The 19,338-nt window shown below is 72.8% G+C and carries 19 protein-coding genes; 5 read left to right on the top strand and 14 right to left on the bottom strand.

Annotated elements, in window-relative coordinates; all coding sequences use genetic code 11:
* The 6 genes from KBX26_RS19480 to KBX26_RS19505 form a co-directional block, all read right to left on the bottom strand.
* Complete coding sequence (locus KBX26_RS19480; protein ID WP_210866076.1) at nt 1-1,251, bottom strand: phage tail sheath subtilisin-like domain-containing protein; 1,251 nt, start codon at nt 1,249-1,251, stop codon at nt 1-3.
* Between the two features lie 23 nt (nt 1,252-1,274).
* Nucleotides 1,275-1,973 (bottom strand): carboxypeptidase-like regulatory domain-containing protein, encoded by a 699-nt coding sequence (locus tag KBX26_RS19485; protein WP_210866077.1) that lies wholly within the window; start codon nt 1,971-1,973, stop codon nt 1,275-1,277.
* Nucleotides 1,970-2,578, bottom strand: coding sequence for a glycine zipper family protein (locus tag KBX26_RS19490; RefSeq protein WP_210866078.1), 609 nt, complete (start codon nt 2,576-2,578; stop codon nt 1,970-1,972). The genes KBX26_RS19485 and KBX26_RS19490 overlap by 4 nt, the downstream gene beginning before the upstream one ends.
* 13 nt (nt 2,579-2,591) lie before the next feature.
* On the bottom strand, nt 2,592-2,927 hold the full coding sequence (locus KBX26_RS19495) for a hypothetical protein (protein WP_210866079.1): 336 nt from the start codon (nt 2,925-2,927) through the stop codon (nt 2,592-2,594).
* A 148-nt stretch (nt 2,928-3,075) separates the two neighbouring features.
* Nucleotides 3,076-3,858, bottom strand: coding sequence for a DUF3153 domain-containing protein (locus tag KBX26_RS19500; protein ID WP_210866080.1), 783 nt, complete (start codon nt 3,856-3,858; stop codon nt 3,076-3,078).
* A 215-nt stretch (nt 3,859-4,073) separates the two neighbouring features.
* Nucleotides 4,074-5,237, bottom strand: a complete 1,164-nt coding sequence (locus KBX26_RS19505) for an FAD-dependent oxidoreductase (RefSeq protein WP_210866081.1) — start codon at nt 5,235-5,237, stop codon at nt 4,074-4,076.
* Nucleotides 5,238-5,304: 67 nt separating this feature from the next.
* On the opposite strand from KBX26_RS19505, the gene KBX26_RS19510 reads away from it, so the two are divergent.
* Both KBX26_RS19510 and KBX26_RS19515 read left to right on the top strand, forming a co-directional pair.
* Nucleotides 5,305-5,934 carry a TetR/AcrR family transcriptional regulator gene (locus KBX26_RS19510; RefSeq protein WP_030327517.1) on the top strand — a complete coding sequence of 210 codons (630 nt, stop codon included), beginning with the start codon at nt 5,305-5,307 and terminating at the stop codon, nt 5,932-5,934.
* Between the two features lie 790 nt (nt 5,935-6,724).
* Complete coding sequence (locus KBX26_RS19515; RefSeq protein ID WP_210866082.1) at nt 6,725-7,849, top strand: aromatic acid exporter family protein; 1,125 nt, start codon at nt 6,725-6,727, stop codon at nt 7,847-7,849.
* 13 nt (nt 7,850-7,862) lie between these two features.
* Here the strand turns inward: KBX26_RS19515 and KBX26_RS19520 are convergent, their stop codons facing one another.
* Both KBX26_RS19520 and KBX26_RS19525 read right to left on the bottom strand, forming a co-directional pair.
* Complete coding sequence (locus KBX26_RS19520) at nt 7,863-8,591, bottom strand: phospholipase (protein ID WP_307857860.1); 729 nt, start codon at nt 8,589-8,591, stop codon at nt 7,863-7,865.
* Nucleotides 8,592-8,669: 78 nt separating this feature from the next.
* Nucleotides 8,670-9,659, bottom strand: a complete 990-nt coding sequence (locus KBX26_RS19525) for a LacI family DNA-binding transcriptional regulator (protein ID WP_210866083.1) — start codon at nt 9,657-9,659, stop codon at nt 8,670-8,672.
* Nucleotides 9,660-9,819: 160 nt separating this feature from the next.
* On the opposite strand from KBX26_RS19525, the gene KBX26_RS19530 reads away from it, so the two are divergent.
* A complete protein-coding gene (locus KBX26_RS19530) occupies nt 9,820-11,082 on the top strand; it encodes an MFS transporter (RefSeq protein ID WP_081883632.1) in 1,263 nt (420 codons plus the stop codon).
* A 73-nt stretch (nt 11,083-11,155) separates the two neighbouring features.
* Nucleotides 11,156-12,052, top strand: coding sequence for an aldo/keto reductase (locus KBX26_RS19535; protein ID WP_210866084.1), 897 nt, complete (start codon nt 11,156-11,158; stop codon nt 12,050-12,052).
* Nucleotides 12,053-12,071: 19 nt separating this feature from the next.
* On the opposite strand, the gene ileS is transcribed toward KBX26_RS19535, so the two are convergent.
* From ileS to KBX26_RS19560, 5 genes are all read right to left on the bottom strand, one after another.
* The gene (gene ileS, locus KBX26_RS19540) at nt 12,072-15,218 is read right to left on the bottom strand and encodes an isoleucine--tRNA ligase (RefSeq protein WP_307857861.1); all 3,147 of its coding nucleotides are present in this window, start codon (nt 15,216-15,218) and stop codon (nt 12,072-12,074) included.
* Between the two features lie 278 nt (nt 15,219-15,496).
* Nucleotides 15,497-16,162, bottom strand: coding sequence for a hypothetical protein (locus tag KBX26_RS19545; RefSeq protein ID WP_210862319.1), 666 nt, complete (start codon nt 16,160-16,162; stop codon nt 15,497-15,499).
* A 29-nt stretch (nt 16,163-16,191) separates the two neighbouring features.
* Nucleotides 16,192-16,713, bottom strand: a complete 522-nt coding sequence (locus KBX26_RS19550; RefSeq protein ID WP_245233473.1) for a hypothetical protein — start codon at nt 16,711-16,713, stop codon at nt 16,192-16,194.
* A gap of 129 nt (nt 16,714-16,842) precedes the next feature.
* Nucleotides 16,843-17,562, bottom strand: a complete 720-nt coding sequence (locus KBX26_RS19555) for a hypothetical protein (protein ID WP_210866086.1) — start codon at nt 17,560-17,562, stop codon at nt 16,843-16,845.
* Entirely contained in the window at nt 17,555-18,127 is a 573-nt protein-coding gene (locus KBX26_RS19560; protein WP_210866087.1) for an RNA polymerase sigma factor, read from the bottom strand. The genes KBX26_RS19555 and KBX26_RS19560 overlap by 8 nt, the downstream gene beginning before the upstream one ends.
* Before the next feature lie 136 nt (nt 18,128-18,263).
* On the opposite strand from KBX26_RS19560, the gene KBX26_RS19565 reads away from it, so the two are divergent.
* Nucleotides 18,264-18,599 carry a hypothetical protein gene (locus KBX26_RS19565; RefSeq protein ID WP_210866088.1) on the top strand — a complete coding sequence of 112 codons (336 nt, stop codon included), beginning with the start codon at nt 18,264-18,266 and terminating at the stop codon, nt 18,597-18,599.
* A 2-nt stretch (nt 18,600-18,601) separates the two neighbouring features.
* Here the strand turns inward: KBX26_RS19565 and KBX26_RS19570 are convergent, their stop codons facing one another.
* Nucleotides 18,602-19,318, bottom strand: a complete 717-nt coding sequence (locus KBX26_RS19570; RefSeq protein WP_210866089.1) for an MBL fold metallo-hydrolase — start codon at nt 19,316-19,318, stop codon at nt 18,602-18,604.
* Nucleotides 19,319-19,338 lie beyond the last annotated feature (20 nt).

The raw sequence follows: 19,338 nt of genomic DNA on the forward strand, positions 1-19,338 counted from the left end.
TCAGCCTCCGATCGTCTCGGTCTCGGTGCCGCCGGCCCACTGGCTCAGCTTGAACACCACGAATTCGGCGGGCTTGACGACCGCGATGCCGATGTGGGCGATCACCATGCCGGCGTCACGGACGTCCGGCGGGTTGGTCTCCTCGTCGCACTTGACGAAGAACGCCTCCTCGGGGCTGCGCCCGAGCAGCGCGCCGTCACGCCACACCCGGGTGAGGAACGCCCCGATGTCGCGGCGGATCGAGCGCCAGAGGGTGAAGTCGTTGGGCTCGAACACCATCCACCGGGTGCCGTTGGCGATGGCCTGCTCGATGGCGATGCTGAGTCGCCGCACGTTGAGGTAGCGCCACTCGCTGGCCTCGGCGGCGAGCGTACGGGCGCCCCAGACGCGGATGCCCTCACCGGCGAAGTACCGGATCACGTTGACGCCCTTGGGGTTGAGCACGTCGTGCTCGGGTCGGGTGACCAGGTAGCCCAGGTCGACGGCGCCGCGCACTGGTTCGTTGGCGGGGGCCTTGTGCACACCGCGCAGGGCGTCGGTGCGGGCCCAGATGCCGGCCAGGTGCCCGCTCGGCGGGGTGAGTTCCAACTCGCCGCTGATCGGGTCGCGGACCCGCAACCAGGGGTAGTAGAACGCGCCGAACTCGGACTGTCGCGGCCGGTACGCGGCCCCCTCGTGGCCGCCGGAGCCGCCCGGCTGGTCGGAGCCGCCGCCAGGGCCGGCGGCCGCACCGTCGGCGGGCTTGGCGGGTTTGCCGGCGGACGGCGTGGCGACCCGGGTCAACGCGGAGATGTCGTCGATGTCCGGCGCCGGGTCGCAGATCGCGACCATGATGCGGGTGCGTTCGGCCATGCTGAGCAGCGCCTCGTGGGACACCACGTCGTGGAAGCCGGGTGCGGCGATGATGGAGATCTCGTCGACGGCTTCCAACAGTTGCAGGCCGCCGCGCCGCTGCCCGGTGCCGGTGATCGCGCCGCCCTCGCCGACGTTGACGACCCAGCAGCGGGCGCCCCCGTTGTCCAGGAACCCGAAGACCGCCCGGGCCAGGGGAGTGCTCTCCACCCGCTCGCCGCCGGCGAAGAGCCGCAGGAACTCCGTCCAGTTGTTGACCGGCACCGCCCTGCCCAGGTGGGCGGAGCGGTCCGGGGCGACGCCGACGAAGGCGGCGATGCTGGTGCTCACCGGCCCGATCGGTCGGGCGCCGCTGGGGACCTCCTCGACGTAGATGCCGGGGGAGAAGTAACTGGGCATCGGCCCTCCTTAGCGGGTGGGTGTCAGTGGGTCGGTGGCGCGCAGACGATGACGATGTCGTCCTCGCCCGCGTCGACGTCGGCGGTGAGGACGAGCCCGCGTCCGGTCAGCCGCAGCCGGACCGGGCCCGGGTGCTCGGGGTCGTGCGGCACACCGGCGATCAGGAACCGGCCCTGTGGGTCGGTGCGGGTGACGGACCCGGTGCCGGGCAGCTCGACCCGCATCGCGGCCAGTGGTTGGTGCTCCGGGCCGACGACCCGCCCACGGAGGCTGCGCACGTCGAGTTGCCGCAACCGCAGCGGTTGCCGTACCGGCGGCGCGGCCGGGGTCGGGTGGTCCACCTGCGCCGCCACGTCGATCAGCAGCGCCGGTCGGGGCGCCGCACCGAACGCCGTCCACAGTGGCGCGTCGCCGGCCTCCAGCACCACCGGGTACCTGCCGTCGCTGGTCGCGGCGGTGAGCACCCGATCCAGCCGGGGCAACCCGGCGGGCCCGGTCACGCAGAGCAGGTGGCGGACCATGAACCGGTACGGTTCGCGGACCGCGCCGCTGGAGCGGGTCTGCCGGGCCGGGCGCAGGTCGAGGGGCCAGAGGGTGAGCCCGTCGGCGTCGTCGCACGCGCGGGGCGGGCCGACCGGGACGGGTTCCCCCGCCGCGCTGGTCACCCAGGCGACCAGCTCGGCGGTGGCGGTCTCGATCGGCCCGCGCCCGTGGGTGCTCATCGCGGTGGCGTCCCCTGGATCCGGTACGCGATGGCCTCGTTCCAGACGTGCGGGTAGACGCCGATCTCGAAGTACCGGGTGAAGCGGTTGATCGGTGCGTTGGTGTGATCGTGGTAGAGCAGCCACACCGGCGCGATGGTGAACAGGACGTAGTTGGCCAGCACCAGGGGGATGTAGAGCGGCCCGAGCAGGCGGCCCTGGAAGATGTGCACGTCCTCGTGCCGCTGGATGCCGGAGCTGGAGCCGGCGCAGACCGTGCCGATGGTGGTGGCGTACCGGGGGGAGACCCCCTCCACCACGCTGACCCGTCCACTGCCCAGCGAGGTGGGCCGGTCCAGGGAGTGCCCGAAGATCAGGTGCACGGTCAGGTAGATGGCGCCGACGACAGTGTTGAGCAGACTCCAGGTGTGGTCGACGACGAAGAGGAAGATGCCGCGGGCATCCGAGGCGTACACCCCGGCGGAGGCCACCGACCAGCCGAAGACCGCGCCGACGACCAGGCCCACGACGGCGCCGATCAGCAGCCCGATCGGGCCACCGGCGAGGAAGCCGAGCAGGGCCCCGAAGCCGACCTGGATGACGGCGCTGAGGATTCCGAAGACCATGACGACACCCCTCTCAGACCCAGGAACGGAAGACTCGGGGCTCGCGACCGCCGGCGACCTGCGTCGGCGTCGCCTGCCGGTTGCCGGGTGGGAACTGGTTGACGCCGAGCGCGGCGGAGAAGATGACCAGCGCGTTGAAGAAGGCGATGACCCACTTCTCGCCGCCGGCGTCGTCGGCGAACGCCGCCGTCACGTAGGACAGCAGCAGCGCGATGGCGATGGCGATCCACTTGCGGAGCTTGTCGCCGCTCGGGCCGATCAGCCCGCCGATGACGTTGGTGGCCAGCAGGGTGGCGGCGCTCGCGCCGGCGATCGTCCCCAGAGCTGCCCAGGTGAAGAGATCGTTCATGACGATCCCCCTTTTCTGCGATGGTGCGACCGGGATGTGGTGGTGGTGAGGTTCGGTGCGCCCGCAGCGGGAGCACCGGGGCCGGTCGCCGTCGGTTCGGGGGCGGCCGGGGCCGGGCGTGGCCGGCCGGGGCCGGCCACCAGATGGATCAGCCGGGCCTCGGGGCGCCGGCGTGCGGGCCCGGCGGCGGGGTCGGACCGGGCGCGGCCGGCGTCGCGGGTAGGCGGCGGCGCACCAGGAGTACGCCCACCGCGGTGATCACCAGCAGGAGGAGGACACCGCCGACGACCAGCAGCCAGGGGAATCCGCCGTCGTCGTCACCGCCGGCGGCGGCCGGTGACGTGGACGGGCGGGGCGGGGCCTCGGCCACGGCCCGCAGTTCGGTCGGCTTCTCCTGGTTGGGGTCGACCTTCCAACTGACCGACCGGCCGTTGACGGTGCCATTGCTGTCGATCACCCGGCCGGGAAATGTCACCGAGATCTCGAACGACATGAGCTTGAGGAACGCCTGTTGGTTCTGCGGATTCTGCTCCGCGACCTTTCCGCCATATTTCTTCGGATCGAGCGGCAGCGTGAAGCGGTACAGATCGCCGTCCCTGACCAGTTTCACGCTCTCGGTGTCGAAACCGGCGAGCGGCGCCTTGCGGTAACTGATCTGGGATCCGTAAAAAGTGTCGTCCTGGTAAAGGGTCTCCTCGCCGGCGGGCAGGGCGGGGATGTTCTGCCGCAACTCCGCGAAGGCGACCGGGAGGTTCTTGTTGCGCCCGCTCAGCAGGGACTTCTGGGCCGTCAGCAGGAGCTGGCCGTCGACAGTGTCGTCGGCGTTGACCGTCAACCCCATGTTGAGTTGCATGCAGCCGCTCAGCGCGGCGAGAAGGAGGAGGCACACCGCGACGCGGAGTGCTCTGCCGCGGTTGACTCTCCTGTTCATGGGCTCAGTGTGTGTGATCGCTTTCATCATCAGCAGTCAGCGATCGGTCACAACGAAGTCGCCGATTGTACCGACGCGCTGTCGTCTTTGATTAACCCGGACGACGACCCGAATGACTATTCTGGAGTTTTGGGGCGACGACGGTCCATCGTCGGCTGTGCGCTGATCGGATGGGAATTGTCGCGGGCGTCTGGCCGGTGGATCCTGCGGCCGGCTCAGCCAGCCGGCGGTCGCCAGTCCGCGTACCGGGCCATGCTGCGCAGCGCGACCCGCCCCGGGGTGAGCCGCAACGCGGTGTCGCGCACCGCGACGGCGATCGGATGGCATAGTTGCTGTCCGAACCGGCCGGCGGTGACGGAGGCCCGGGCGACGGCCTGACTGCGCGGTCGGCGCTGCTCGTCGTACGCGCCCAGGGCGGCCGGCAGCCCCTCGGGGCCGTTGGCGCAGACCGCGCCGAGCACCACCGCGTCCTCGATGGCCTGTCCGGCCCCCTGGCCGAGGTTGGGTGTCATCGCGTGGGCGGCGTCGCCGAGCAGCGCCACCCGCCCCCGCACGTACGACGGCAGCGGCGCGGCCAGGTGGTGGATGTCGTTGCGCAGCACGACGCCGGGCGGGGTGGCCGCGAGCAGCGCCGGAATGGGGTCGTGCCAGTCGCCGAAGCGCTCCCGCAGGGCCGCGAGTTCGTCGGGGGCGTGGCCGCCCGGCGGGGCGTTCAGTGCGGCGTACCAGTAGAGCTGACCGTCGCCGATCGGCACCATGCCGAACTCGGCCCCCGGCCCCCAGGTGATGGCGGCCGGGACCGGGTCCGCAAACGCGATGGCCGCCCGCCACGCCGTCGATCCGGCGTACACCGGGCCGGGGTGTTGCGGCCAGAGCTGGGCGCGGACCCGGCTGCGCAGGCCGTCGGCGCCGACCACCAGATCGGCGGTGAGGGTGCGCGGGCCGTTCGGGGTCCGGTAACGCACCGACGCCCGGTCCGGGTTGGACTCGACGTGCTCCACGGTGGCCGAGGTGTGCAGGGACGAGGCGGGCAGCGCCTCGCGCAGGGTGCGGTGCAGCGTGGCCCGGTGCACGCCGAGCGCGGTGGTGCCCAGCTGCCGGACCATCTCCGTGGCGTCCACCCGGGACAGCCACCGGCCGTGCCGGTTGCGGATGCCGCCGGGTGCCTCGCCGTGCCCACCTCGGCGCACTGTCGGGCCGAGACCGAGGGCGTCCAGCGCGCGCACCGCGTTGGCCATCAGGCTCAGGCCGGCGCCGACCTCGCGCAGCTCGGGGGCGCGCTCCAGCACGGTGACCCGCCATCCCTGCCGGTGCAGGGCGAGCGCCGCGCTCAACCCGCCGATGCCGCCACCCACCACCACCGCGTGCGCGTCGCTCATGCCGATCCTCCTTCTACACCTGTAGAAGGAGGATACTACCTGCGGAACACGGGAGAGGGGGACCACCATGACGGCGCGGGCGAACCGGGTCGCGACGCTGACCGACGCCGCCATCGAACTGATCGCCGACGGCGGCATGCGAGCCCTCACCCACCGGGCGGTCGACGGCCGCGCCGGCGTGCCGCCGGGCACCACCTCCGCGTACCTGCGGACCCGCCAGGCGCTGATCGAGGCCGTGGTGGGACGGCTCGCCGAACGGGACCGGGCCGACCTGGCCGCGTACGACCTGCCGACCGACCCGCCGCCCCCGACACCGGCTCCCCGGCTCGACAGTGGCGACCTCGACGCGCTCGCCGCCGGAGTCGCCGAGGTGCTCGACCGCTGGTTGAGCACCGGGCGCAGCCGAAGCCTGGCCCGCTACGCCTGCCTGCTGGAGGCGGTGCACCGGCCTGAGCTGCGCAGCATCCTGCAGCACGGCACCGGCCTGCGGGTGCAGGCCCGGGACCTGCTGACCCGGGCCGGGGCGACCGACCCCGACCGGCAGGGCGACCAGTTCGTGGCGTTCGTGGACGGGCTGCTCTTCGATCGGCTGGCCGGCGCGGGCGCGCTCACCGCCCCGCCGCCGGGTAGCGCGGCCAGCCGCGCCGACCTGAGCGCCGCCGTCCGGACACTGCTGCGCGCCCTCACCGGGACCTGACCCGACCGGCCTGCCGGCAGTCGAGCGCCGAAGCGGGCCTGGTGGGTGGGCCTGCCTGGTGGGTGGGACTGCCCGGTGGGTGGGAATGCCTGGTGGGCGGACCTGCCGGTGGGCGGGCCTGGCGGGTCCGTCGAGAACGTGGGCGCGCTGGCACCGGGCGGGGCGCGGCGGCAGTCCCGGTGAGCAGGCCCGACGGGTGATGGGAGGCGGTCATCTCGGAATACCGTGGGCCGTCGACGTGGTGCCGTGGGTGGGCCCTTTGAAGCTGAATCGTTGACGACATCGAGCCAGATCCGCTCGCGATATCGATCCGGATCGTCTTGCGGCTCGGACCAGGTCAGCTTCCGACATCGGGCCGGCTCAGCTTGCACCATCGAGCCAGTCCGGTTTCCGATATCGGGCCAGCTCAGCTTGCACCATCGAGGTAGACCGGGTTGCGGCATCGGGCCAGGCCGGTTCGACATCGAGTCGGGCCCGTTTGCGATATCCGGCTCGATCCGACTACTGCCGCGAGTTTGATCCGTTCGCGACATCGCGGTTGATTCGTCTACGGCCTCGGACTCGACACGGTCAGGGCCGCCAGCGTGAACCGTGCACGGGAGGGCGCCTGATTCGTTGACGGCATCAGCTCCAAAGGGGCTGCGAACGACGTATGCGGGTGGGCCGGCGGTGTCGTGGCGCACTCAGATGGGCTGGCGGTGCGGTGACCTGGTCGGTGGTGTGGTGACCTGGTTGGCGGGGCGGGGGCGGGGCGCGGCAGACCGACTGGCGCGGGTGGAGAGGTTGGGCGATGGTGCGGATCGGCGGGCTGCGGACGGCTGCTGGGCGGCTGCGGCGTGGCTGGCGGCCGGTGCTGGAGGCGACGGTCGCGGCGACAGTGGCCTGGCTGCTGGCCACCCGGTTGCTCGGGCACCCGCAGCCCTTCTTCGCGCCGGCCGCCGCGCTGATCGTTCTCGGTCAGGCCCGGGGGCAGCGCATCCACCGCGCCGTCGAGGTCGTCCTCGGGGTCGCCGCCGGGGTGCTCGTCGCCGACCTGGTGGTGCAGGCGCTCGGCCCGGGTAGCACCTGGACGGTGTTCACCGTCATCCTGCTCACCGTCCTGTTCGCGGTGGCCTTCGGCGCTACCGGCGTGACCCTGGTGCAGGCGGCGGTCTCCGCGCTCTACCTGGTGGTGGTCGCGCCGCCGGACGGGTCGTTGGTGCCGTTCCGTTTCGTCGACGCGCTGGTCGGCGGCGTCGTCGCGCTCGCGGCCAGCCTGCTGGTCGACGCCCGGCACCCGCTCGCCCCGCTGATCGCCGAGGTGCGGCGGACCTTCGACGAGTTGGCCGGGTTGCTGGACGGGATCGCCGACGCGCTGGACGACCGCGACGAGCCGGCGGCGGTCGCCGCGCTGCGGCAGGCGCGGGGGATGGACGCCCGGGTGGACGGGCTGCGCGACGGAGTGCTGGCCGCCGGTGAGGCGCTGCGGCTCAACGTCCGCCGACGTCAGCACCTCGGTCGGCTGCGCTCGGTGGACGAGTCCATCCGGCAGATCGACTACGCGGTCCGCAACGTCCGGGTGCTGGCCCGTGCGGGGGTGACCCTCAGCCGGATGCAGACGCCGGCCCCGGCCGAGCTGGGCGCCGCCCTGCGGTCCCTGGCCGAAGCGGTCCGGCAGGCCGGTGCCGCCCTCGCCGCCGACCTGGACGGGCAGGAAGAGACCGCCGACCGGCACGCCACCCGGGCCGACGAGTCGGCGTTGGCCGCGGTGCACACCGCAGGGCAGCTCTTCGGCTCCACCCAGACCCTTCCCCTGGCGATGATCATCGGTCAGGTCCGGGCCACGGCCATCGACCTGCTGCGCGGCGTCAACCCGCGCGACGACGCCGCCGTCCTCGCCCGCGTCGACGACGCCCTCGGCCTTCCCCCGGTCTGACGCCCGCCCCCGGTCAGGGCCGGGCCACGACCCGTGGGGGATGGCCGGTGAGCCAGCTGATGGCCGAGTCGCGGACCGGCACGGGGATGTCGTGGCCGCCGGGGAACTCCTCGTAGGTCACGTCGTAACCGAGGTCGCGCAGGTGGGGGACGAGGCGGCGGCTGCACACGTCGATGGGCAGCACCCGGTCGTCGACGCCGTGCGAGATGAAGACCCGTGGCCGGCCGTGCGTGACCGGCGGCGCGGCGAAACCGGGGGAGAACGCCACCACCGCGTCGATCAGATCCCCGTTCGTCAGGCCCAACGACAGCGCGTACGAGGCGCCGTCGGAGAAGCCGCCGACTGTCACGTCGGCGATCGGGTAGCCGTCGAAGACGGTCGCCAACAGCGCGTCGATGCGCCGCACGTCCGCCCCGAATCCGCCGGCGATCAGGTCCCAACTGGCCGCCGACGAGTCCGGGGCGACCAGCAGCAGGTGCTGCGCGTCCGCGACCGGCAACAGCAGGTCCAGGCCCTGTCGCGCCGAGCCGCCGGCACCGTGCAGGAGCAGCACCAACCGGTACGCCGAACCGTCGCCCGCCGGCTCCGGGACGTACCCCACTGCCAGCCGGTCCCCGTCGCGGCCGGTCATCGGCACCAGCCCGGTGCGCCCCGGCGCCGCCGGTGGGTGGTGGCGGGCGGTCAACCGGCCGTCGCGCGGGCTCGGCGTCGGGTCCCAGTGCGAGGGCGCGGAGTCGGACACGGGTCGGCGCTCCTCGCGGTGGACGAAAGGTCCGCCCCGGTTACCCGGCCCGTGCGGGGTTAACCGCCGGGCGTCGACTCAGGCGCTGGCCCGCGCCACCAGCGCCGACGGGAAGAGGGTCACCGGTGCCGCCGGGCGTCCGTCGAGCACAGCGGTGGCCGCGGCGACGGCGATCCGCCCCACCGGGTGACTCGCCGTGGTCAGCGCCGGGGCGGTCATCCCGGCCAACGGAATGTCGTCGAAGCCGGCCACCGCGACGTCGCCCGGCACCCGCACACCGGCGTCCCGCAGGCCCGCGATCACGCCGAGCGCGGTGTCGTCGCTGATCGCGTAGACCGCGTCGATGTCCGGCCAGCGGTGCAGCGCCTCGCCGGCCGCCGTCCGGCCGCGCGCCGCCCGGAAGTCCCCGGGCAGGATCCGCTCCGGCAGGCCCGCCTCGGCCATCAGCCGGCGGTACGTCTGCACCGGGCGTTGCGCGCAGGGCAGCCATCGGGGGCCGGTCACCATGGCGATACGGCGGCGACCCGCGGCGTACAGGTGGCGCAGCACCGCTTCGGAGCCGGCGGCGTTGTCGACGTCGAACGACGGCACGGTGGCCGAGCCGACGCCGATCGAGACCACCCGACCGCGTAGCGACTGGGGAACCGCCGCCAGCAGATCCTCGGTGGTGTTGACCAGGATCACCCCGCACACGCTGCGATCCCGGCCGATCTGGTCGAGGGTGCGGGGGTCGCCGAACGGCAGCCAGTGCAGCGCCACCCCGACACCGGCGGGCGTGCACACCCGGGCGGCCGAGCCGACCACCTGGTGCACGTACGGGTCGTCCAGCACCGCGGCGCTGGTCCCCAGAACGGCCACCACCAGGCGGACACCGCCGCCGCGGACCAACGCCCGGGCGGCCGGGTTGGGCACGTAACCGAGCTGGTCGACGGCCGCGGTGACCTGTTGCCGGGCGGCCGGTGACGCGAACCCCGTGCCGGCGATCACCCGCGAGGCCGTGGACCGGGACACCCCGGCGACCCGGGCCACGTCCTCAAGAGTGGCCGGTCGCTGTGCCGCTGTCGTCATCGTCGCCTCCCGCGGCGGCCCGTCCGGTCGGACCAGCGCCTGCGCCCATCATGCCCCGGCCCCACCAGCTGCGGTAAGGGGCGGTCCCGGGTTGTGGTGGTAGCGCTCTCAGGTGTGCGATCGTGCCAGGAGATCACCCCGAGAAAGAGGACCCACCCTCGTGAGCGCCCCCACCAGTCGACCCCTGGCCCCGGACACCGCCTCGCCGAACCTGCGGACGGTGCGGCTCGCCCGCAACGGTGTCGCTGTCACCTTCACCCTCAACGGACTGGCCGTGGGCAGCTGGTTCTCCCGCGTTCCGGCCGTCCGTGAGGCGTTGGACCTCTCCGCCGGCCGACTCGGGCTGCTGCTGCTGGCGATGAGCGTCGGCGCGCTGCTCGCCATGCCCACCTCCGGCCTGCTCGCCCAGCGCTTCGGCGCGGCCCGCACCGTGACGATGGCCACCGTCATGGTCGCCGTCGGCCTGAGCGTGGCGGGGCTGGGCGCCACGATGACCGGGTCGTTCGCCCTCGTCGCACTGGGGTTGGTTGCCCTCGGTTACGGCTCCGGCGCCTGCGACGTGGCGATGAACATCGAGGGCGCGGCGGTGGAGCGGCGGCTCGGCCGGACGATCATGCCCCGTTTCCACGCCGGGTGGAGCCTCGGTTCGGTTGCCGGCGCGGCGCTCGGTGCCGGGGCGGCCCGCTTCGACGTGTCAGTCGGCGCGCACCTCGTCGCGGTGGCGGTGGTCGTGCTGGCCGGCACCGCGCTCGCCGCCCGGACGTACCTGCCGGTGGGCAGCGACCACACCGGCGACCCGGCGGACGCCACCCCGGCGGCCCGCCGCCGGGCGCAACTCGCCGCCTGGCGGGAGCCGCGCACCCTGCTGATCGGGCTGTTCGTGCTGGTGGCCGCGTTCACCGAGGGCGCCGCCAACGACTGGTTGGCGGTGGCGTTCATCGACGGACGGGACCTGAGCGAGGCCGCCGGCGCGGCCGTCTTCGCGGTCTTCGTGGTGGGCATGACCATCGGGCGTACCGCCGGCACCATCGCCCTGGACCGCTGGGGTCGGGTACCGGTGATCAGCGGCACCATCGGCCTCGCCGTGCTCGGCGCGGGCCTGGCCGTGCTGGCGGGTTCCGGGCCGGTGGCCGTCGTCGGCGTCGCGCTGTGGGGTCTCGGCGCGTCGCTGGGCTTCCCGGTCGGGATGAGCGCGGCGGCCGACGACGAGTCGCACGCGGCGGTGCGGGTGAGCGTGGTCGCGGTGATCGGCTACACCGCGTTCCTCGGCGGCCCGCCGTTGCTGGGGCTGGTCGGCGACCAGGTCGGCACCCTGCGCGCGCTGCTGGTGGTGCCTCTGCTGCTGCTGCCGACCCTGCTGCTGGTGCCGGTGCTGCGCCCGCCGCACCCGGCTGGAACGGCTCCGTCGGTAGATAAAAACTAACCCACCGCGCCGCCTGGCGGTATCGGGTGCGTGGCCGACTGCGCCGCGCACCCGTGCTGGTTATCGTCGCCCGATGCCAACCGACAAGATCACCGCCGCCGCGGCGGGCAGCTGGACCCTGGGCGACCGCACCGTACGCCGGATGGGCTTCGGCTCCATGCGGATCACCGCGAACCCCGACCCGGACCGGGCCGTCGCCCTGCTGCGCCGGGCCGTGGAGTTGGGCGTCAACCACATCGACACGGCCGCCTTCTACGTCTCACCCGGCGGCACCCTGCGGGTCGGCACCGGCCCGGCCCGCTACGCCACCGAGCTGATCCGCGCGGCGCTCGCCCCGTACCCGGACGAGCTGGTGATCGCCACCAAGGTCGGTTTCGGGTACGACCCGGAGGCGGGCTTCACCGAGGCGTTCACCCCGGCGCAGTTGCGCGATCAGGTCGAGGAGAACCTTCGCCGCCTCGGCCGCGACCAGCTGGACGTGGTGAACCTGCGCCTCGGCCGGGGGCCGGGCCCGGTGCCGCTGGCCGATCGGTTCGGCGCGCTCGCCGAGCTGCGGGCCGCCGGGCTGATCCGGCACCTCGGGCTCTCCAACGTCCGGCCGGAGCAGCTGGACGAGGTGGCGGGCATCGCGCCGGTGGTCTGTGTGCAGAACAACTACGGTGTGGACGCCTACCGGGAGCAGGACCCGTTCGTCCGGCTCTGCGGTGAGCGGGGTATCGCCTACGTGCCGTTCTTCGCGCTCGCCGGCACCGGGCGGGAGGCGGGCGCGAGCGTCGCGCAGGGCGAGGCCGTCGAGGCGGTCGCCCGCGCCCACGGCGTCACCCCGCAGCAGGTACGCCTCGCCTGGACCCTGCACCAGGGCCGCCACGTGCTGGCCATCCCCGGCACCGCGAACCCGGAGCACCTGGCGCAGAACGTGGCGGCCGGTGCCCTGCGGCTGACCCCGGAGGACCTGACCCGGCTCGGTTGACCGGCCACCCGGCCACCGCTCAGGCCCGCACGACGTGGACGACGATCTCGTAGCCGTTGCCCACGGTGCCGGAGAAACCCTCCGACAACGCGTCCACCACTGTCAGCCTGAGCGCGAGGGTCTCGTGCGCGATGAGCACCTGATGCGTGGAGATCGCCGCCGCCACCTCCGGGGGCGCGGCGATCGACACGGTGACCCGGTCGGACACCGCGAAGTCGGCGTCACGGCGGGCCTGCTGGACGATGCGGACGACGTCGCGGGCGACGCCCTCGGCCGCCAGTTCGGGGGTGATCTCGGTGTCCAGCGCGATGGTCGCGCCGCGCTGGGTCTCCACCACCCAACCGGTGCGCGGCACCTCCGTGATCAGGATGTCGTCCGGGCCCACCTCGACCGGTGCGCCGTCGACCGACAGCGGGTACGTCCCGTTCGCCCGGACGCCGTCGACCAACTCCCGGGGTGGCACCCCGGCGATGGCCTTGGCGATGTGCTGGGTGCGGTTGCCGAACCGGCGTCCCAGGGTCCGGAAGTTCGCCTTGACCTGCACGTCGATGACACCGCTCTGCGGATCGAGCGGTTCGAGGACCTTGACGTTCAACTCGTCGCCGATGTCGTCCAGCAACGCCTGCGGGAGAACCGTGCCGGCCGGCAGCCCCACCAGCGCCCGGCTCAACGGCTGCCGGATCCGCAGACCGCTCGCCTTACGCGCGGAGCGGCCCGCCTCCGCCAACGCCCGTGCCGTGGCCACCTGGGCCGACAACTCCGTGCTGATCAGTGTGGGGTCGGGGGTGGGCCAGGTCGCCAGGTGCACCGACTCCGGGGCTGACGCCGACCCCCGCCGGACGACCTGCTGCCACACCTCCTCCGTGACGAACGGAATGAACGGCGCGAGGAGCCGGGTGAGGATGTCGAGGCATTCGTACAGGGTGGTGAGCGCGTCGGGGTCGCCCTCCCAGAAGCGCTGTCGCGACCGCCGCACGTACCAGTTGGACAGGTCGTCGATGAAGTCGGCGAGCAGTCGGCCGGCGCGCGCCGTGTCGTAGTTCTGCAGTCGTTCGTCCACGGCGGCCGCGAGGGCGTGGACCTCGCCGACGATCCACCGGTCCAGCACCGGCCGCTGGGCGACCGGCTGCGCCAGGTGCGGCGCCCACGTCGAGTTCGCCGCGTAGAGGGAGAAGAACGCCGCGGTGTTCCAGTAGGTCATCAACACCTTGCGGACGATCTCGTCGAGCGGGCCGGGCCCGACCCGGCGCGGCGACCACGGTGAGCCGGAGCAGGCCATGAACCAGCGCACCGCGTCCGCACCGTGGGCGTCCATCAACGGGATCGGCAGCAGGATGTTGCCCAGGTGTTTGCTCATCTTGCGGCCGTCCTCGGCCAGGATGTGCCCGAGGCAGACGACGTTCTCGTACGGGGACCGGTCGAAGACCAGCGTGCCCACCGCCATCAGCGTGTAGAACCAGCCCCGCGTCTGGTCGATCGCCTCACAGATGTACTGGGCCGGGTAGCTGCGTTCGAAGAGCTCCTTGCTGCCGGGCACATGCGGGTAGCCCAACGACGCGAACGGCATCGCGCCGGAGTCGTACCAGGCGTCGATCACCTCGGGGACGCGGGTGGCGGTCCGGCCGCAGTCCGGGCACGCGATGGTGATCTCGTCGACGTACGGGCGGTGCGGGTCCAGCTCGGACAGGTCGGCGCCGGCCAGCTCGCCGAGCTCCGCACGGGAACCGACAGCTGTCACGTGGTTGTCGGGGCAGCGCCACAGCGGCAGCGGGGTGCCCCAGTACCGGGAGCGGGACACCGCCCAGTCGATGTTGTTCTTCAGCCAGTCGCCGTACCGGCCGTGTTTGATGTGCTCCGGGAACCAGTTGGTCTTCTCGTTCTCCCGGGTCAGCTCGTCGCGTACCTCGGTGGTCCGGATGTACCAGGACGGCTGCGCGTAGTACATCAGCGGGGTGTGGCACCGCCAGCAGTGCGGGTACGGGTGCTCGAACGGCTCGTGCCGGAACAGCCGACCCGAGGTGCGGAGCCGGTCGATGAGCAACGCGTCGGCGTCCTTGAAGAACACACCACCGACCAGCTCGATGTCGTCGTTGAACCGCCCGTTCGGCGCGACCGGGTTGACCAGCGGCAACCCGTACGCGCGGCAGACGGCGAGGTCGTCGGCGCCGAAGGCCGGCGCCTGGTGCACCAGGCCGGTGCCGTCCTCGGTCGTGACGTACTCCGCGAGGACCACCCGGTGCGCGTCCGGGATGTCCACCAGGTCGAACGGCCGCTCGTACCGCAACCCCTCCAGGGCCGACCCCGCGACGGTCGCCAGGATCTCCGCATCGTCGCCGAGGACCCGCTGGGCCAGCGGTTCGGCGACGACGAAGGTGCCCTGCCCGGTGCGGGCCACCGCGTACGTCACGCCGGGATGGACGGCGACGGCGGTGTTGGACACCAGGGTCCACGGGGTGGTGGTCCAGATCAGCAGGTCGACGCCGTTGTGCCCGGCCACCTCCCCGCGCACCGGGAACCGCACGTACACGGAAGGGTCGACGACTGTCTCGTACCCCTGCGCCACCTCGTGGTCGGAGAGCGTCGTGCCGTCGCGGGTGCAGTACGGGGCGACCCGGAAATCCTCCACCAGGCGCCCACCGTCGTGGATCTGCTTCAGTGACCACCAGACGCTGTCCACGTACTCCGGTGACATCGTCTGGTACGGGTGCTCCAGGTCGATCCAGTAACCCATCCGCTCACTGAGCTGGACGAACTCGTCGACGTGACGAAGCACCGAGGTGCGGCAGCGGGCGTTGAACTCCGCGATGCCCATCTTCTCGATGTCGGGCTTGCCGCCGAGCCCCAGTTCCTTCTCGACCGCCAGCTCGACCGGTAGGCCGTGACAGTCCCAGCCGGCGCGGCGCGGCACCGAGAAGCCGCGCATCGTCCGGTACCGGGGAAAGAGGTCCTTGAAGACCCGCGCCTCGATGTGGTGGGTGCCCGGCGTGCCGTTGGCGGTCGGCGGTCCCTCGTAGAACACCCACGGGGTGCCGTCGGCCGTCTGCTCCAGACTCCGGGTGAACACCGAGTTGGCCTGCCACCACTCGATGACCGCGCGGTCCAGCACCGCGAAGTCGATCTTGGTGGGTAGTGGCACGAATGGCGACTTCGACGGACCGTCCGGCACCGACGCTCTCCCTACACTCCACATCCGCTCACGCGGGCATCAGCTCACTGCCCACGCGGGGACGAAGCGCCGGGCGTATGGCCAGGACTCCGCGGTACCACCCCGCTTGCGCCCCGATGGTGCGGGCGCCGCTCAATTCTGCGACGTGACGTGCCGCTGCGTCCGGTTCTACTGAGGCGGCCAGGCTGCCCGTTCTTCCGGAGGCTCCCCGGTGATGGCCGGATCGGTGCCGATGCCGCCAGCATAGCTGTCCGTGCGCGGGGCTCGTGGCCGGAGTGCTAGCCGTGCGACCAGACGCGCAGCGGGCCGGTGGTGGTGAAGCCCGCGCGAAGCGCCGGTGACAGGTCCTGGGTGGTTTCGTAGCCGACCAGCGGCGCGTCGGGCACTGTGGCGCACACCGCGCGCCAGACGTCGTGGGCGGTGCCGGTGCGGGTGAACAGGTTGGAGACGCCGTACGGGCCGTCCCCGCTGAGCACCGCTCCACCGGTGAGCTCGCCCCGATCGTCGTGGCGGGCGAGCACCAGCACCCGCGGGTCGGCCAGGAGCGCGGGGCGGAACAGGGCCCCACCGCCGTGTGCCTCCGCCCAGGACGCCAGGTCGTCGGGGGTGCTGACCCGGTCGAGGGGCGCGTCGGCCGGCGGGGCGGCCGGTTGCCGCTGGATCCACTGCGCGTCGAAGAGCACCCGGAAGCCGTACCCGGACAGGTCGAGATCGGCGAAGCTGTCCTTCACCGTCGCGCCGGGCCCCGCGTCCAACCGCGCCAGCAGGGCCTCGGCGTCGACGCCCGGTCGCAGGGTGACCGCGTCCGGGTACCACTGTGGCGACCGGCGCGGGACCGACCAGGCGTCGGCGTCGGTACGGCCGGGCAGCCCGTGGCTGCCGCAGACGATGTCGCACCACTCGGCGTTGTTGCGGGCCGCCGCCACCCGCTCGTCGTCCCGCACGCCAGCAGCCTAGGCGGCCCGGGTGCCGCTCACCGCGCGTAGGTCAGGTCCATCGTGTCGGTGTGCCCGGACCAGCTCAGGTCGAGGCGCCAGCAACCGGCCCGCGGCAGGTCGATGATCGACGGACCGGGACCGCCGGGGACCTCCCGGATCACCTGCGTGTCGGTGCCGTCCAACCTCGCGGTGATCACCAGGGTTGCCGGTGCGACCGGGTCTGGCGAGGTCGTGACGGCGCGGGCCACCCAGAGGATCTTGTTGTTCGACCCGTCGTCGCGGACCTGCCGCAGCGGATGGGCGAACAGCACCGCCACGATGTCCCCCTTCGCGCCGAAGACGTGCGGAACCCGCGCGTCCCCGCTGAATCCGGCGTCCGCCCAGTCCGGCAGCGGCCCGGTCTCGACCCGCGAGCCGCAGCCCGTCGCGGCGCTCGCCGTGGTGGCGGCGGTGGTGGCCGTGGTGGCGCTCGCCGTGGCGGCGGTCGTGGCAGCCGGTGCGGCCGACCCGCCGCTGGTCGTGGCCGTGCACCCCGCCAACAGGACCACCGATGACACCAGCGTCAACCTGCCCCGTGAACCCATCCCTGCTCCTCCGGTACACCGGCCGCCACCTCGGGCTGGAACAGACCGGGCGACGGCGAATCGTCGTGTCTTCAGGACACCGCCCGGGCCGGCCCGGTTCCCTCAGCGCAGCGAGCGGGCGATCTCGATCGCCTCGGCCCTGGTGAGGTGGCCCTCCAGCCGGTAGCTCACCTCGTTGTCCTGCCAGATCAGGGTCGAGGCGGCCAGCCGGGCGGTCTCCCGGCGAATCCCACCCGCCCGGTCCACGTAGGACAGCACGTGTGGGCCGTCGACCCACACGGCGAAGTCGCCGTTGACCTGGACCCAGTTCGCGCCCGGCGGCGTGACCTCCTTGTGGAAGGCCAGGTCGAGGTGACCGTCGAACGCGTCGACGCGCAGCGCGCCCCCGTCGTAGAGCAGCGTCGCCACCCGGTACCTGCCGGTGGCGTCCGGATCGGCGACCAGCACCCGCTCGGGTGGGCCCAGCTTCGCCGGCAGGCGGATCGGAAACCGTACCGCCCGCTGCGCCTCGTCCAGGGCGACGACCCGCTGCCCGGGTAACGGCGACGCGGTGGCACCGGGCGGTGTCGGTGCGGGCGCGGTGGCGATGCTGACACCGGCGAAGCGCAGCAGCCCGGTGACAACGTCGGCGATGGCGGCCCGGGTCGGCGGCAACACCGCCACCAGCAGGGTGACGAGCGCCACCGCGGCGAGCGAACGCCACCGGCGCCGCCGGGGCGCGGGCGTGCTGAGTCGTACGCGGACGCGGGCGCTCACGTCGGGCGGATCGGGTGTGTCCAGCCAGGTGGACAGGTCCCGCAGTTCCCGTTCGAGGTCACCCATGTCGGACCTCCTCCCGGTCGAGCAGGGTGCGAAGCTTCGCCAGCGCCCTGGAGGTGCGCGACTTCACAGTGCCCCGGGGCCAGCCCAGCGTCGCCACCGTCTCCTCCTCGCTGAGATCGAGGAAGAACCGGCAGACGATCACCTCGCGGTCGCGTACCGGCAGTTGCCGTAGGGCCCGCACCAGCGACGCCCGGCGCTCCCCGGCGAGGACCGCGCCGACAGCGTCGTCCTCGGCGACCTCGGACGTGGGGTCCGCTGCCGCCGCCCGCAGCACGAGCCCGTCGCGCCGGCCCCGGGAGCGGTGCAGGTTGCGGGTCTCGTTGGCGACGATCGCCAGCAGCCACGACCGGAAGGACGCCTCGCCCCGGTAACGGGACAGCTTCCGGTACGCCTTCACGAACGCCTCCTGGATGACGTCCTCGGAGTCCGAGCCGGCACCGAGCAGCACCGCCGTCCGGTACGCGGACGCGGTGTGCCGGGTGACCAGGAGGTCGTACGCCTCCAGGTCACCGGCGCGAGCACGGGTGACGAGCGCCTCGTCGTCCAGGGCAGCCTCCGTTCGCATCACCCACATGACACCGCCCACCCGCCGCGGGTTCCACAGGGATTTCCGACCCGGATCAGCTCTCTCCCACCGGGCGTGCAGCCTATTGCCAGGAATCGGTGCTGCACTGGAGGGGCGTCGAGGAGAGGGGCGGGGCATGAGCTGGTTCAGTCGCCGGTCACGGGGTGCCGAGACGACCCCGACGAAGCTGGACCGGGAGGCGAACCGCGACGACCTCGCGGCGCTGGAGGCGTTCGTCGCCAGCCGGCGCGGGGTGGAGTTCTACCTGGAGCCGGAGACGACCGCCACGGACACCACGGTCGTGGCGATCGCCCACGACGGCGAGTGGATCCGTCGTCGTACCGGAACGCCCCGCGCGGCCGGGGCCATCGCCCGCAAGCACGCGGTGCCGTTGTACGAGGCGGCGCGCACCGGCTACCCGGAGCGGATGCGGGCGTGGAGTCGGGCCCACCCGGAACGTCACGCCCGCTGAGGTCAGGCGGCCTCGACGGCTGACCGGGCCTGCTCAGCCGTCATCGGCTCGGCGTGGCTGGAGACGTACCACAGGTAGTCGTCCCAGAGCAGTCGGCGGACCAGGTCCAGGTCGGGGCCGTCGTCGGGTCGGCGCAGGTGTGCCGGCGGCGGGTAGAAGCAGTCGCCGAGCAGCATGACGCCCGAGTCCGGCACCAGCACGACCGTCGAATCTGGGGCGTGGCCGCCGCCGACGTGCCGTAACCCGACGCCCACCGACAACTCGTCGACATCGGTGAAGGTCCGGGTTGGCGGCAGGATGGTGAAGTCCGCCCAGGAATCCATCGCACGGGCTCGCGCCCGGAAGCTCGGGCCGAGGCGGGGGTCGGCGCGTACCCGCTCGTCCAGATAGTGGTGACTCCAGGGCCGGGCAGCCTCAGCGCGTAGCAGCGGCACCGCCGTCTCGTGTCCGACGATCTCCACGCCGGGCCAGGCGCAAGCGCCCCAGACGTGGTCCCAGTGGTGGTGGGTGTAGACCAGCCAGCGGGGCCGTGGCAGCCCGGCTGCGGCGAGCGCGGCCTGGATCGCGCGGGCGTGCGTGGGGCTCTGCCCGGCGTCGATCATCACACTGCCGCGCTCGTCGGCCACGACGGCGACGCCGGCCTGGACCGCCTCGGGGTCGGGGTCGCCTGGACAGACCCAGACACGGCCGGCCAGGTGGTGGAACTGTGGGACGGCCATGGTGATCGATCTCCGACATT

The sequence above is a fragment of the Micromonospora sp. C97 genome (assembly GCF_018070385.1).
In the GTDB taxonomy this organism is placed as follows: domain Bacteria; phylum Actinomycetota; class Actinomycetes; order Mycobacteriales; family Micromonosporaceae; genus Micromonospora; species Micromonospora parva.

Bases quoted from the DNA above. Each gene is read 5' to 3' on its own strand.
- KBX26_RS19565 (WP_210866088.1), top strand. From the start codon at position 18,264: ATGAGCTGGTTCAGTCGCCGGTCACGGGGTGCCGAGACGACCCCGACG.
- KBX26_RS19495 (WP_210866079.1), bottom strand. From the start codon at position 2,927: ATGAACGATCTCTTCACCTGGGCAGCTCTGGGGACGATCGCCGGCGCG.
- KBX26_RS19485 (WP_210866077.1), bottom strand. From the start codon at position 1,973: ATGAGCACCCACGGGCGCGGGCCGATCGAGACCGCCACCGCCGAGCTG.
- KBX26_RS19560 (WP_210866087.1), bottom strand. From the start codon at position 18,127: ATGCGAACGGAGGCTGCCCTGGACGACGAGGCGCTCGTCACCCGTGCT.
- KBX26_RS19510 (WP_030327517.1), top strand. From the start codon at position 5,305: ATGACGGCGCGGGCGAACCGGGTCGCGACGCTGACCGACGCCGCCATC.
- KBX26_RS19515 (WP_210866082.1), top strand. From the start codon at position 6,725: ATGGTGCGGATCGGCGGGCTGCGGACGGCTGCTGGGCGGCTGCGGCGT.
- KBX26_RS19570 (WP_210866089.1), bottom strand. From the start codon at position 19,318: ATGGCCGTCCCACAGTTCCACCACCTGGCCGGCCGTGTCTGGGTCTGT.
- KBX26_RS19500 (WP_210866080.1), bottom strand. From the start codon at position 3,858: ATGAACAGGAGAGTCAACCGCGGCAGAGCACTCCGCGTCGCGGTGTGC.
- KBX26_RS19480 (WP_210866076.1), bottom strand. From the start codon at position 1,251: ATGCCCAGTTACTTCTCCCCCGGCATCTACGTCGAGGAGGTCCCCAGC.
- KBX26_RS19555 (WP_210866086.1), bottom strand. From the start codon at position 17,562: ATGGGTGACCTCGAACGGGAACTGCGGGACCTGTCCACCTGGCTGGAC.
- KBX26_RS19535 (WP_210866084.1), top strand. From the start codon at position 11,156: ATGCCAACCGACAAGATCACCGCCGCCGCGGCGGGCAGCTGGACCCTG.
- KBX26_RS19525 (WP_210866083.1), bottom strand. From the start codon at position 9,659: ATGACGACAGCGGCACAGCGACCGGCCACTCTTGAGGACGTGGCCCGG.
- KBX26_RS19490 (WP_210866078.1), bottom strand. From the start codon at position 2,578: ATGGTCTTCGGAATCCTCAGCGCCGTCATCCAGGTCGGCTTCGGGGCC.
- KBX26_RS19505 (WP_210866081.1), bottom strand. From the start codon at position 5,237: ATGAGCGACGCGCACGCGGTGGTGGTGGGTGGCGGCATCGGCGGGTTG.